At 40.1% G+C, this 14,459-nt stretch carries 9 protein-coding genes; 3 read left to right on the forward strand and 6 right to left on the reverse strand.

Features of this window, described 5'->3' with window-relative positions:
- Window positions 1-12: 12 nt before the first annotated feature.
- The 5 genes from DXD68_RS07170 to DXD68_RS07190 all read right to left on the reverse strand — a co-directional run bounded on the left by DXD68_RS07170 (window position 13) and on the right by DXD68_RS07190 (window position 7,908).
- A complete protein-coding gene (locus DXD68_RS07170; protein ID WP_122360942.1) occupies window positions 13-1,137 on the reverse strand; it encodes an acyltransferase family protein in 1,125 nt (374 codons plus the stop codon).
- Window positions 1,138-1,294: 157 nt separating this feature from the next.
- Entirely contained in the window at window positions 1,295-1,762 is a 468-nt protein-coding gene (locus DXD68_RS07175) for a DUF5018-related domain-containing protein (protein ID WP_122360943.1), read from the reverse strand.
- 18 nt (window positions 1,763-1,780) lie between these two features.
- Window positions 1,781-3,715 (reverse strand): RagB/SusD family nutrient uptake outer membrane protein, encoded by a 1,935-nt coding sequence (locus DXD68_RS07180; RefSeq protein ID WP_122360944.1) that lies wholly within the window; start codon window positions 3,713-3,715, stop codon window positions 1,781-1,783.
- Window positions 3,716-3,729: 14 nt separating this feature from the next.
- On the reverse strand, window positions 3,730-6,873 hold the full coding sequence (locus tag DXD68_RS07185; protein ID WP_122360945.1) for a SusC/RagA family TonB-linked outer membrane protein: 3,144 nt from the start codon (window positions 6,871-6,873) through the stop codon (window positions 3,730-3,732).
- Window positions 6,874-7,152: 279 nt separating this feature from the next.
- Window positions 7,153-7,908, reverse strand: a complete 756-nt coding sequence (locus DXD68_RS07190) for a DNA-binding domain-containing protein (RefSeq protein ID WP_122360946.1) — start codon at window positions 7,906-7,908, stop codon at window positions 7,153-7,155.
- Window positions 7,909-8,109: 201 nt separating this feature from the next.
- Here DXD68_RS07190 and DXD68_RS07195 point away from each other — a divergent pair, with 201 nt between their 5' ends.
- The 3 genes from DXD68_RS07195 to DXD68_RS07205 all read left to right on the forward strand — a co-directional run bounded on the left by DXD68_RS07195 (window position 8,110) and on the right by DXD68_RS07205 (window position 11,410).
- Entirely contained in the window at window positions 8,110-8,979 is an 870-nt protein-coding gene (locus DXD68_RS07195; protein ID WP_122360947.1) for an AraC family transcriptional regulator, read from the forward strand.
- 65 nt (window positions 8,980-9,044) lie between these two features.
- Window positions 9,045-10,373: a sugar porter family MFS transporter gene (locus DXD68_RS07200; protein ID WP_122360948.1), complete on the forward strand. Its 1,329-nt coding sequence runs from the start codon at window positions 9,045-9,047 to the stop codon at window positions 10,371-10,373.
- An 11-nt stretch (window positions 10,374-10,384) separates the two neighbouring features.
- The gene (locus tag DXD68_RS07205; protein ID WP_122360949.1) at window positions 10,385-11,410 is read left to right on the forward strand and encodes a uroporphyrinogen decarboxylase family protein; all 1,026 of its coding nucleotides are present in this window, start codon (window positions 10,385-10,387) and stop codon (window positions 11,408-11,410) included.
- Window positions 11,411-11,516: 106 nt separating this feature from the next.
- Here the strand turns inward: DXD68_RS07205 and DXD68_RS07210 are convergent, their stop codons facing one another.
- Entirely contained in the window at window positions 11,517-14,411 is a 2,895-nt protein-coding gene (locus DXD68_RS07210) for a glycoside hydrolase family 38 C-terminal domain-containing protein (RefSeq protein ID WP_122360950.1), read from the reverse strand.
- Between the last annotated feature and the right edge of the window lie 48 nt (window positions 14,412-14,459).

A 14,459-nucleotide genomic window follows, 5' to 3' on the forward strand; every position in this document is an offset into this window, starting at 1 on the left:
TACATTTATGATTTATACTTTCAAATAGATTTTGTTCTTATAACAATAGTGCAAAATTAAGAAAATCATGAACACATGGCCAAACTCAAACAAGACAGGATAATAGTCACCCAAATAGTACTTAAACCCATGTAACCAATATTCTCTTAATGATACCGCATTCATGGTATTATAAAGCATATAAGCCAAAATGGAATTCATACCATAAATCTTTAACCATTTCAAATATTTTCCTCGCTTACAAACATCAACCCAATAATAAAAGAGAAACATCAATAAAATAGATATTCCAGATGACAAAAACATCATCGAACTCGTCCACAATCGTTTAATAACAGGCTCCACAAAAGAAAGTCCTCCGGCAATAAGCAGACTAACCACACCCGCTATTCCCAAAACCCTCAATTTCTGCTTACTGGAAATATCCGCTTTTAACACACAACCGGTCAATGTACCACTCAACACCGTGGCCGTAAAGTTCAATGTACTATATATCCAGCTGATATGATACCAATCAGCAAAGACAATCTCCCCTGTTTCGGTAACAGATGCCCCATACAAGAAACGTCCTAAAAAGGCTCTATCAATCTGCTCTGCTATATTTTCTCCGGGAAGGTAGCCTCCTGTCAATAACATACCGACAGTATAAATAACCGGCAACAACAAAAAAGCAACAAACAGGATACGGATTGAGAGTAAAAGATACAATATGACAGAAAATAAATACCCCATTGCTATCGCCTGTAACGTATCCGTATAGAGATAAAGTGTATCTATGTTCAAGTCAAGTAAATTTCCTTGTACAATTGCTCCAAATATCCATAGTAGAAGAACCCTTTTCGACACTCTCCAAACCAATTGCCCTGTTCTGCCTTCTCCTCGTTTATACTCCGATAACGCATAAGGAATGGACGTTCCTGCCATAAACAAGAACAAGGGCATTATTTGATCCCAAAGATGAAATCCTTCCCACTCCACGTGCGTAAAAAGGGATTGGAAAATCTTGCCAGCCCAACTATCTCGTCCTAATGCTTGAGCAAGGCACATAAATACAGGCTGAAAACAGACCAATATAAAGAGATCCAATCCTCGAAGAATGTCTAAAGATTCTAATCTGGAATTTTGCTTATCATTCATATTTTCTTGTTTATTATCTCTTAACAAAGATAGGTAATAAGAACCCCAATTATGTACAAACTAATATTGTAGCACTATTTCAAATAAATTGCAAATAAAACGAGTAGCCAAAATCTTACCAGAAAGTGACTACTCGCTCAAAAACAAGGCAAATAGATTATTTTTCCAAACTTACAACCTCAATTGTCCAATCTTTCTTTGTCCCATTAGCAGCAGTCACTGTATAGGTGTTCGGTTTACTCCAATCACCAGGGATTCCCAATGTGGCAGAACCATTTGTCGGGCTGATACGTGCCGCAGTTGACAAACCTACAGCTACCAACAAGTTTGACTTTGACAAATTAGCCAACTCCGACTCAGGGAAGTTTGCAGGAGTCGTTACCGATATTTTCACTGAAGCAGCCATCATGTCTATGTCAGATTTATAAGTCATATTGACTTCTTTTACCACATTCTGTCCAAAGGCCGGAGATTGCTCATCACTTATATATCGATACCTAACTGCACTTACAGAAGTTATATTCGCATCTTCATATTCAGGTAATTCATCCATTCCTCCCGTTAAACAAGATGTAAAGGAAAACATCATTACCATTAATAATAAATTAAATACCGTTCGTTTCATATTCTTTATATATTTATATTACCAACCTTCATTTTGAGTATCAACAACTCCACCTGCTGTTCGTTCATCAATTGCCCCCTGTGGAATAGGAAATAAATAACGTCGTGTCGTAAAGTTACGATTCCAGCTATTCAAAATAGTCAGCTGATTGATGCAAAACGATTTTCTATCACTAGTTATACTAATTTTGTAAACAGGTGCATTCAAATCTTTAATAACATCGCCAGGAGTACGATTATAATTACTATATCCACCATATTTACCCCATCGTAAATAACTAAAATAAATATCACCACATTCATAAGCCATTTCTACACGACGTTCACGCATATAATCAACCCATGCATTTTCTAATGTAGTAGCTTGGGACGCAGGTAAACCACCATGCCGCACACGTGTTACATTCAAAGCCTCAACCCCTTTAGCCACGTCACCTTTCAATAAATAGGCTTCAGCCAAATTCATATACATTTCACCTAAACGAGCAATAACAAAATGCATGTTTATTTTTACAGAAACAAATGCATTCGGATCTGGCTGCACCGTATTCTTTCTCCAATAATACCCAGTAGTAGTAGTATACCATCCACCATCTTCTTTCGTACGAATACCTTGAGATGCACATCCTCCCATTTTCGTATTCAGTGTTAATCCCCAAATAGAAGATTGATCACGGATAATTGTCGCATCCATTCGTTTATCCCGATTTTGATATAAAATATCCGTAATCGTACGATTAGAATTATCTTTTACCTTTCCAGCCTGTTTGAATAATGGATAATCAGAGCGTCCAGTTATTAAATCTATAGCTGTAGGAATATGACGTAATTCACCATCGAAACGTTTAAATGTTTCAATAGAACCTTCCGTCAAACTTTCTGTCGGTATATTCTCTACATTATTTAAATACTGAGAGGTTTCATACCAGACTTTTGCCTCTCCGCTTTTTTCATCCGTAACCAAATACTGATCTACCAAATCTTGTGTCGGCCAATATTCTCCCCATGCACCAAACATTTGGGTACCTGCCCCCAATGTATTAACACCATCCGCACTACCATTAACCAAATCGTCATTCGCTAAAAAAGGCAATGCCCGTATCATTTCATCAAAAGAGCCAACGGTAGTCGCATCATTCAACCAATAGCGGGCCATAATTATCTCCGGATTATTCGGTGAGACATCATTCCTGAATATACTCTCATAATCAGCAGAAAGTTCATACTTGCCAGAATCGATCACCTCGTTGGCAGAAGAAATCACTGTATCCAAATAAGAAACATCTTTCGTATAAGCATAAGCTTGAAGAGCAACCCTGCTACGCAATGCCAACGCTGCATATTTGTTTGCCCGTCCAGGTTCTGAGGTTTCAGGCAACCCATCTACTGCAACATCCAGATCATCCATAACCAGTTTATAACTTTCTGCGATACTTGATGTCAATGGAGTTTTAAAAGCTTCACTATCATCTAGCGTAAGCACCTTTGTTATAGGAACAAAACGTCCCATTTTACGAGTCATATCAAAATATAAAAGACCACGTAAAAAATGAGCTTCTCCTATCAATTCTGTTTTCTGTTCTTCCGTAAATATGGTTGAAGCCATCGTTTTTTCAATAATCATATTACAACGGCGCTGTTGATCGAAACGCCCAAACTTATAATCGGTTCTGGCACTAAGCCCAGTTTCTGTTGCTGTTGTATTAATACGATTCCCTACTTGATCACACTGGGCTCCATTAGGGGTTAAAGACTCCCAAGAAGCTGACCCTCCAGCAAAATTACCAATAATATCACCATAGGTTCCCAAAACAAACGCATCTGCCATATCTTTAGAACTCCAAACCAACTCTTCACTATACGTTTCAAAAGGTTCTGTATCCATCACATCACAGGAAGTCAATAAACCCACTCCCATTAAACAGATTATACCTATCTTTTTATATATATTCATTTCTTTATGCTCAATTAAAATCCAACACTTAAACTAATTGCATATGCCCTTTCATTCGGATACCCATAATGTTCCGTTGAAGAGTTTTCAGGGTCAAGACCATATTTCAATGCCTCAGAGATTGTAAACAAGTTTTGTCCAGAAAATGCCAAAGTCGCTTTCGACAACCAATTTACATTCTTCAACAACGACTGTTTGAAATTATAACCAAACGAGAAATCCTTCATTCGCAAATAAGCACCATTGATTAACCAAAAATCACTGGACAAATAATTGTTATTTCCATTCAATCCAGGGCTTGACATCAAACGAGCATAATGCGCATCCGTATTATCTGGACGCCAAAAATCTTTTTGGTATTCGTAAATGACAGGCATTTCTCCAGTCTGTCCTCCTGCCATAACAGCTGTATTAGCTGCATACATATCAAATCGGCTAGAACCTTGGAATAAAGCATTCAAGAAAAAGCCCTTATAACCCAATTTGATATTTAAGCCAAAGTTTGCACGTGGAAAACTATTTTTTCCCATGCGTATTTGATCAGAATCGTCTATTTTACCATCTCCATTAAAGTCATTATATTTTATATCTCCGGCTGTCAAATCATAAGACCCTAATGGTTTTACACTATTATATACATCTTCAGCATCAGTATAAAAACCTAAGTTCTGATATAAATTACCATAATATCCTTTTTGTTGTGAACTTCTTTTATACGGGTTCATAATATTAGAAACTGATTCTGAAGGGTCATAAACCCAAAGTTGATCGAATTTCGTCACATTAAAAGATAAGTCATACGTAAAATCCTCATAACTATCACGCCATCCCAAATTGAGGTCGAACCCTGCCCGACGATATTCTCCGTCTGTCGACACACGTGGAAGAGACATACCTAACGGAGCTGTATAACCGACATCTATCGGATTTGGTGCATACAAAAAACCATGAGTCTTATAAAAAAAATAATCGACCGTACCATATAAACGATTGTTCAATGATGAGAAATCTAAACCGACATCAACCTGTTCAGTCGTAAACCAAGAAATATCAGGAGAAGGGATACCTCCTTCAGAAAAAGTAGGGACGTAAACTCCGTTAACTACATATCCTTTTGTATTCAGAGAATAAGATGTCAAATATTCAAATCGTCCAATATGATATACATTATCTTCATCACCCCAGTTATCTAAACCAACCTGTCCGTAAGATGCACGTAACTTCAACTGATTGAAAATATTTTTTTCCACTAATGGTTTCATAAAAACCTCATCCGCTACAGACCAGCCAATAGATGCCGAATAGAATGTCCCCCAACGACGGTTTATCGGAAAATTATCAGACCCATCATAACGAATACTACCTTCTACAAAATATTTATTATCGAAATTATATTTAACTTGACCAATCCATCCAGCACGTCCCTGTTCACTTTCACTACCTCCATTCTTTTGAGTACTTTCCGGTCCCGGACCTATCTGGTCAATCGAAAACTGGTAATTCTCACGCGACAACCAATAGTTATTTGAATACCCATACGTTTCTTCATACCCGGCTAAACCACTAACAGTATGTTTTCCAAAAGTACGGTTATAATTAGCAAAGAACTGCATTGTCCAAGTATGTCCATATTTTGTCGTGTTAGTCAACATAGGCTGACTATCATATTTTGGTTCTTTCGAATCCCAATCATACTTAGCTCCATCCTTACGCCACGATTTGATAGGATTAAATTCATAACGATAATTTCCAGCTGCACTCAAATTCAATCCTTTTACCCAAGGTACATCCCATTCCAGTTTCAAATGTCCATTGGCTACTTTTTCTTCTTCACGCTTATAGCCAGCATCTTTTGCTATTTCACTAAGTGGATTGCCTAAAAAATTATAAGGTAATCCATCTTTATTAAATCCTGGAAGCAATGGAGATGTATTTTGAATATGACCAAATATTCCTTCAGGAGAATTTGCAAAAGTTGTATTTGGATGTTTTTCTTTCTGTAAATACCCATCCAATGTCGTTGACACTTTTAAACCGATAGCTTTAATCAACGAACTCTGACTCAAGCGAAAATTTGTACGTTGCATATTATAAGTATTTGTTTTATACAACGATTCCTGATCTAAATGACTCAATGAAACATAGTATTTATTTATATCTGTACCACCCGACATTCGTACGCTATGTTGATATTGTGGAGCAAAGTTTCTAAGCATCAAATCTCGCCATTTGGTATTACTGTTTTGCTGTAGATCGCTACCGTCACGCATTTTCTGGATACGTTCTGCACTAAAAGAATCAGGAAGACCATCATTACGTTTCGCTATATTTGCATATTCGGCACGCTCCCAGGAATCCAAAGGTTCTTCCCAATGAGCAGGTTGAGAGAAACTCATATTTAAACCATATTCTATATAAGGTTTTCCTTCTTTACCCTTTTTGGTTGTTATCTGAATAATACCATCGGCTGCACGCGAACCATACACCGCCGTAGCCGAAGCATCTTTCAATAAACTCAGCGATTCTATATCTTCTGAAGGCATTTGGATAAAGTCATCATAATTACGAATAACCCCGTCAATAACTACCAACGGTGTACTACCACCACGAATACTGATTTGCGCTTTATTATTAATACCCCCCCCAGATGATTTTACAATCAAACCAGGAGCACGTCCGGCCAAACCTTTTGACATATTAGCAATTGGTAAAGTAGACAATTCTTCTGATTTTACTGATGCCACCGAAGCAATCATCGAACGTTTAGTTGTCGTACCATACCCGACAACTACCACTTCGTCCAATTTTTGTGTATCTTCTTTCATTACAACATCAAGCTTACTAGATTTTACCTTCAATGTTTGGGTAACATAACCGATACTGGAAAAAACCACTTCCATTCCATCAGGTACGTTGATAGAGAAGTTTCCATCTACATCAGTAATCGTTCCTTTTCCCGGATCGTTTTTTAAGAAAACAGTCACACCAATCATCGGTTCACCCAATACATCAGTTACTTTCCCTACCACAGTCCTACCATCTTGAGCGGACATTGTCACATCCTTTTTATCAAAACCAATGTTATTATCCGCCATTGACGGAAAAGCATTGCTCAGAAACAAAGGAATGGAAAAAATTAACAAAGTCGTTTTTTTCATTGTTTATTAATTTAAAAATTGATATTCGATATCATATAGTTATATTTTTTATCATGCAGGATTACTGCATGATAAAAGAACGATCGTTCTTTTATCATGCAGGATTACTGCATGATAAAAGAACGATCGTTCTTTTATTGCTATTTGTTACAGACTTATATTTTTCAATATTACTCTGCCTCTTCCTTAGTATTCACTCTCCACCTTCCTTAGAACTAACTCCGGTATGGAGTCAACCCCATGGAAATAGCGAAGTCTATGTTAATCTATAAAGTCCGATTATTCTATCACCGGACGATCATCTTCTTCATCCGATTTCTCGCCCACATACACCGGTACAGACACCGATCGCGGTACTTTTAATAATAAGCCACTATTCTTAGTGTATTGAGTAGTTATTGTCAATTCGTAATCGCCATCTGCCAATTCGGATGGAACAATGAATATCAGTTCGGATGGATTGTTTGTTCCAAACATATCCTCTTCCAGTTTGACGGTCGTGTCATCGGCTTTTTTACGGAACGTAACCCCGACTGAAGCATCTTCACCTACCACTTTTATATGTGAACCACGAATAACAAAGTTGCGTCCCGGCGACATCCGACCGTCTTTCAGTCCTGTCTTTTTATCTTCGGTTTCAAGGATATACATCACATCATTCTTTTCACCCTGTATAACCACCTCTGTCTTCGCGATTTCTTCACGCAGAACTTTGTTCTGGTTAAAAGAAACGTAAATACTATTTTTATCCGGATTCCAACGTCCACCTTCTATCAAACCTGTAAAACGGGGAACTGCATAAAACAATCCAGTACTCACATTATAGCCATTCATCAAAAAACGAGAGACAATACGTTCGTAAAGATTAACAACATGAACCAAAGTCTCTTGTCGTAATCCCGTATCTTCTTCACGCATTTCTTTGTAGATTTGTTCCAGTTCGACATTACCGGCAGCATCCAAAATAAGAATTTTGTCATTAGGATCTTTTGTCACTGTATTAGGTGCGATCCAGCCTTTTAATTTGTTTTGCATAATAGTGTTTTTATGGAAGATTTTAGTTCTTCCTGTTTCATGATAATATGATTTACATTCGCAAATGTAGAGCTAGTGAATGACTTATGGATTCAAAGAAATATCATAGCACTATTTTGAATGTTTTTTTCAGATAAATACTTCTATTCTTACTTTCTTGCTATATTTGTCCCGTACATATCCTTAAAATCGATGACATAGATGAGAAACAGAGAAATCAGCCGTTTGATATTAGACATGAAAAAACATGGGATAGAAGTTTTTGACGAATTTGGCAGATATAATTATGTTAACACGCAAACGATACTTCCCACTCATACCCACTCGGATATGATCGAAATTTGTTATTTGGCAAAAGGAAGTCAGGAATACTTCGTTGGCAACAACACATTCAGATTATATGGAGGAGACATTTTCATTGCTTTTCCCAATGAAATACATGGAACAGGTGAGGTTCCTGAAGAAAAAGGCGTTCTTTACTGGATGGTTCTGAAAAGACCTGAAGAGGAAAAAGATTATTTAGGATTAAACTATCCGGATGCCTTTGAACTATTTTCCAGACTGTTGCAACTGCCTAAACGACTCTTCAAAGGAGGAAGTGAATGTGAGCGTTTGCTTCAAAAAATCATACAAATTTACTTTCAAAACAAAGATCCTCTAAGTAAGATGGAGCTAAACAATCTACTCGTATCCCTTTTACTTCACATCATACATGCTGGAGAAAAAAGTTCAGGGAGGGCATACAGTGACCGCATAACAAAAATCATCTATTATATAGATGAAAACCTCTTTGAAATACTGGATCTGGAATTTCTTGCAGATAAATGTAATCTCTCCGTATCCAGGTTCAAACATCTGTTTAAAGAAGAAACAGGTATACCTCCTTCCGAATACATCATCCGTAAAAAAATAGAAAAAGCACACGAAATGATGGAAGATAGCAAATTCTCAATCAAAGACATCGCTTATGATCTCGGTTTTTCTTCGCCTGCTTATTTCTCCACTGTATTCAAACAATACAATGGTTATTCTCCCACTTTTCATAAAAAGAAAAACAATACTTCAAAATAGTGCTATAATACAGTATTTAAATATAAATTAATCCATTGGAGTTACTTTTGTGAAAAAATAATTCCATGAAGACACATATCTTATATTTTTGGATAGCCATACTGGGCGGAATGCTTTTCGGTTACGATACAGCTGTAATTAATGGAGCTATGCCGTTTTTTACTTCTCATTTCAATCTGTCGGATGCTATGGTCGGCTGGTCGGTCAGTTCCGGTCTAGTTGGATGTATCATTGGAGCGACATTTGCCAGCTGGCCTACTGATAAGTTTGGTCGCAGAGATACAATGAAAATGGCAGCTTTATTATTTTTTATATCTTCATTGGGAACCGGATTCGCCTATGACTTTACAATGTTCGTCATTGCCAGAATATTAGGAGGTATTGCCGTTGGAGTAGTTTCCGTTACAATGCCTATTTATCTTTCGGAAATCACACCGCCCGAAAAACGAGGTAGCTCAACCATCAACTTTCAATTAGGAGTTGTCGTCGGTATATTAGCAGCTTTCTTCGTCGATTATCTATTAATTGACACTGGGGAACATAACTGGCGTTATATGTTTTTATCGATGGCTATTCCTTCCGGGCTTTTCTTTTTATTATTACTTAAAGCACAGCGCAGTCCCCGATGGCTTGTTCAGCGAGAATATATACAAGAAGCAGAAGTTGTATTATCCGGATATAATTCACCAGAAACTAGCAGGAGATTAATCAAGGAGATACAAACCTCTCTCCATAAACAAGATCCTAATAAACAAGTGCACATACCTTTATTCAGAAAGCCCAATCTACAATTCATGCTGATAGGCATTGCGGTCGGTGTTTTCAGTCAATTATCCGGTATAGCCATCGTCATGTATTATGCGACCGATATATTCAGAGCTGCAGGATTTTCAACAGACGCTGCTATCGGGCAAACAGTTATCATCGGCTTGACTAATCTGACATTTACTTTACTGGCAAAATCTTTGATAGATAAATTGGGACGAAGGAAGCTCCTTCTCTTCGGTACGGCTGGTATGTCCATTGTGCTGGCAGTATTAGCATTATCTTATTTCAATACAGGATTCCCGGCGTGGATATTATTAGTGTCTCTGGTAAGTTTCGTTGCCCTATTTGCCTCTTCCATGGGAGCTGTTTCCTGGGTTTTATTGGGAGAAATATTCCCGAATAGCATCCGGTCGCAAGGTATGTCGATTGGCTCTCTCTCAAACTGGATCGTGAACGGAGGAATCTCATTTCTGTTCCCTATTGCAACCGGAGCATTACCGAATGGCGGAGGATATTGTTTTGCGTTCTTCTCTATTACAACCCTCGCCGGATACTTTTTCTTTAAGAAATATCTGTTTGAAACAAGAAACAAATCACTGGAAGAAATCGAAAAAGAAAACTCATAAATAGAATTAACATGACAGGATACGAAAGAATCCAAGCGGCTCTTTCCGGCAAGCAACCGGACAAAACCCCAATAATGCTGCACAATTTTATGCTAGCTGTCAGCGAAGCCGGATACACGATGGAACAGTTCCGCAACGACCCACGAGTGATAGCCGAATGCTTTATCCGTGCCGTAGAAAAATATCAATATGACGGTGTTGTAGTAGATATCGACACGGTTACACTCGCTGGTGCGTGTGGCGTAAACGTCGACTTTCCGGAGACAGAGCCGGCTCGCTCTCATGAAGGAATCTTAGCATCATTGGCTGAAGTCGGTCAATTAAAACCGGTAGACATACAAAGTTACCGATACGCAAATATCTGGTGTGAAGCTGTAACCTTATTAAAAACTCACTTCAAAGGTGAAATTTATATACGTGGGAATTGTGACCAGGCACCATTCTCGTTGGCGACAATGCTCCGCGGCGTAGAGAATATGATGATAGACTTATGCCTGGAAGAGGAAGAATCTGTTTTTGCACTACTGGACTATTGTTATGAAGCGACTTCACAATTTATTCGAATGATGAAAGAAGCCGGAGCCGATATGGTTTCAAACGGTGATAGTCCGGCCGGTCCTTCTATGTTATCTCCTGATATGTACGGAAGGTTCGCACTCCCATACGAAAAGAAAGTTTGTGAATACGCTCATCAATTGGAAATCCCATATCTGTTACATATTTGTGGTAATACGGATATTATTATCGATCAAATGATTACATGTGGAGCTGATGTACTGGAACTGGATTATAAAACGAACATCCATCTGGCGGAAGAAAAAATGCGTGGAACAACAGTTTTTGCCGGAAATATTGATCCAGCCGGAGTACTGGCATTCGGTACACCTCAGTTAGTTAGAGAAAAGACCTCAGAATTACTAGACATATTCAAAGACAATCCCCGATTTATATTAAATGCCGGTTGTGCCATTCCCTCAACAACACCTTCTGAGAACCTGTTCGCAATGATTCAGACAGCACGGGAGTATACTTACTAACTTACAAAAATAGGACAGTAGTGTGGGGACTCCTAACACTACTGTCCTGAATAGGGTAACACTACTGTGCTACCCCTGCTAGCACTACTATCTCAAAAAACGCTTCTTAGTATTCCAATCTCAATGTGATTTGTCCGTACGGAGCCATTACCAAATTGCCGTCAGTTCTTTCTCCGGCTATCTCCTCCCGATCGCAGACAGAGACACGTGCCGGGGTCTTATTAGGAAAAGATAGTTTTACACTTTCCTCCTTGTCGGACAGGGAACGGAGACGGACGATCAAAGTATGATCGGTTTCCAGGGACTTGATAATTGTCGAGTAAACCTTCTGGTTGTCGATAGCGATCAAAGGCTGTACCTGCGGATCTTTGTCGGCCGTAACATATACCAGCGGCTGAGACTGTTCCATACCGAAACGGTTGGCTTCTACCACATCGTAGGCTTTGTGCGGATACAAACGATAACGGAACTGAACAGGACCATCCTGTGTCAACGGGAAGTTGGTATGCCAGTGATTATTCATCGCCCAGGAATAGACTGTTGAACTGGGTTCAAGTTTGGTTACCCAGTTTCCCTGGCCTCCCCAGCCCATTGCGATATTGGCATAACGATCGCCATATTCAAACAATGGAGCATCCAGTGAACACCAGGTCACGCCATGTGTCGCATTCGAAACATCCAGCCATCGTTGCATCGCCAGCCAGTTACGGTTACCTTGCGGCCACTGGTCTTTCTCCACTTCCATCACGCCCCACGGAATATCCACGCGAGTCTTTGAATTCGGTAGATTGAAGGCAAAGCCAAAATGAATGCCGTCTTTCTCCACCAAAGGCAATTTATCTACGACATTGGAGATTTCCACCCACGGCTGCCCAGCCTGCAAACGGACAGAACGGGAGACACTCCGACAACCGGTTGCCTTCGATGTTACACACAGTTCTACAGCCAAAGGACCTTCTTCGACGACGGATACAGACAATACCGTATCCGCTTGCGGAGCATCCACATTCGCCGGTAACCAGGAGAAGGTATTGGCTCCCTGGGCGATATAGTTATATTCAGAACCTTTCTTCAATAAAGAAACTATATTACCGGTTGCCCGATCCACATGAACCGTCAGACAATCGTTCTTCAGTGTCGTTCCTTCTATTTTACAACTGCCCGACAAAGAGCATTTGCCTTCCACTACACGGAAATGACGGGAACTCAGTGCAGGTACTTCCGGCACATAGACCAACAACTCACCGGTAGAAAGACGTTGGGAAAGAAGCTCTTTACCATTCTGATCGACTACTTTATCCCCTTTCAGACTTTCTTTTGCCGTCAGCCTAATCACACCGCTCTGCGGCCATGAATGCGTATTAAAGACAGCGATACCTCCGTTTGACGGACCTTCCTTAGGCCCCAATGCCCCATTCGACTTATCCGTGGCAGGAGCCAGCGATTCATCCAGCATATCGATCGAACGGTCTTCGGCTTCATGGAAGTAAGACTGTTTCACTTTCCAGATGGCATCCTGGAAATAGGGTTCGGTTGGGTTCTCAAAACACCAGGTATGTTCCGAACCTAACAGGATATAACGCCAGGCCTCATCGAAATCTTCGCGCGGAGCTTTTCCTCCGTCTGCCAGCATGGACCAAATTGTTTCTGCCTGCACCAATTTCTCCTTGGCATTCCGGTTCTTGGCTGTCAGGCCAGCAGCCGTACCCAGACCGTCCGTCCAGTATTCGGTATAGTCACCGGAAACGACCGGCAACTGGTCACCGTACTTCTCTTCTATCATCGACATGATTTCATGACCGCCGCTGATAATGATTTTCGGATAAGCATATTTCTCATTCCACTCTTTCACCGCAAAAGGGACATCGGCATCCAGCGGATTATTATCCCACAACGACCAGGAAAGAACGGTATAATCATACGGATAATTCTCTTTTTCCAACACCGTCAGTTTCTCGGTAAAATCGACATTGGCATATCCCATACGGATCACTTTCGGCACTTTTGCCGGGTCACGTTGTCCGAACCACGGACGTCCGGTCTCTCCGCCTTTTCCCATACTGCCGCTATTAGCATAACCGCCCGGCTGAAGGAACAAGACTTTCGACTTGCCGTCGGGACCTACCCACCAAAAGGGTTTTCCATCCATATTCTTATGAGCATTTCCTGCGCGGTCAGTATTCGGCCATGAGATAATATACTTAACACCCTCCTGTGCCATGACCGGAATCAATCCCCACGACATACCCGGTATATCGAACTGCTGGAAAACATCCGAAGGAACTCCGCTCAACCGTTGCATCTCGCGGGTAAACTTGAAGACATGGAACAATTCCTCATCGGCACAGGTACTGGTATTCAGATTCAGATAGCTGGCATCCAAACATATCTGCCCTTTCTTCATGGACTCAACCAGTTCATCCCGCATCTCCGGATTGGATTGCCACAACCGCTCCATAGGCCAGCCTACTTCCGGATTCCAGACAAAACGGGCACCGTCGGGATGATTCTTCGTCTCTTCCGCCAGTTTTATTCCTTCAATGATATTGTTTTTATGAAGCTGCTCTACGTTCTTATGCGTATTTGTATAACCTATATCCACGTGGGCATGGTTGTACAGATAAACATTCCAGTGACGCATAGGGGTAATACTGACCTTTTGCTTGTATGTCTTATCCGCCCCACGGAGGACAAATGTGACTTCCGACTTCTTCTCTGTAGGTACTGTGGCAGGTAACATAACATCTACTTCTGTCGAGTCTTTCGCATTCAATACAAAATGGTTCTTTTCTGTTTTCCCCTTGGTTATCACTTCGACCGAAAGATCACCTTTCAGTTCCTCTCCTTTCAACCGAACCGTTACAATACGTCCGGGTGCACCGTCGGCCCTGTAACCGTAAAGCGGGCGTACGATATAATCGATCGCACCGGGTTTTATGTCAGCCTGAACGGTGGCAGATAACGCTGATATCAATAAACAGATTCCTATTCGCTTTTTCATTATACTACTTATTAGATTAGCAATTTATTTATCATACAAAATAAAGAC

The organism is Parabacteroides sp. TM07-1AC (genome assembly GCF_003480915.1).
Lineage (GTDB): Bacteria > Bacteroidota > Bacteroidia > Bacteroidales > Tannerellaceae > Parabacteroides > Parabacteroides chongii.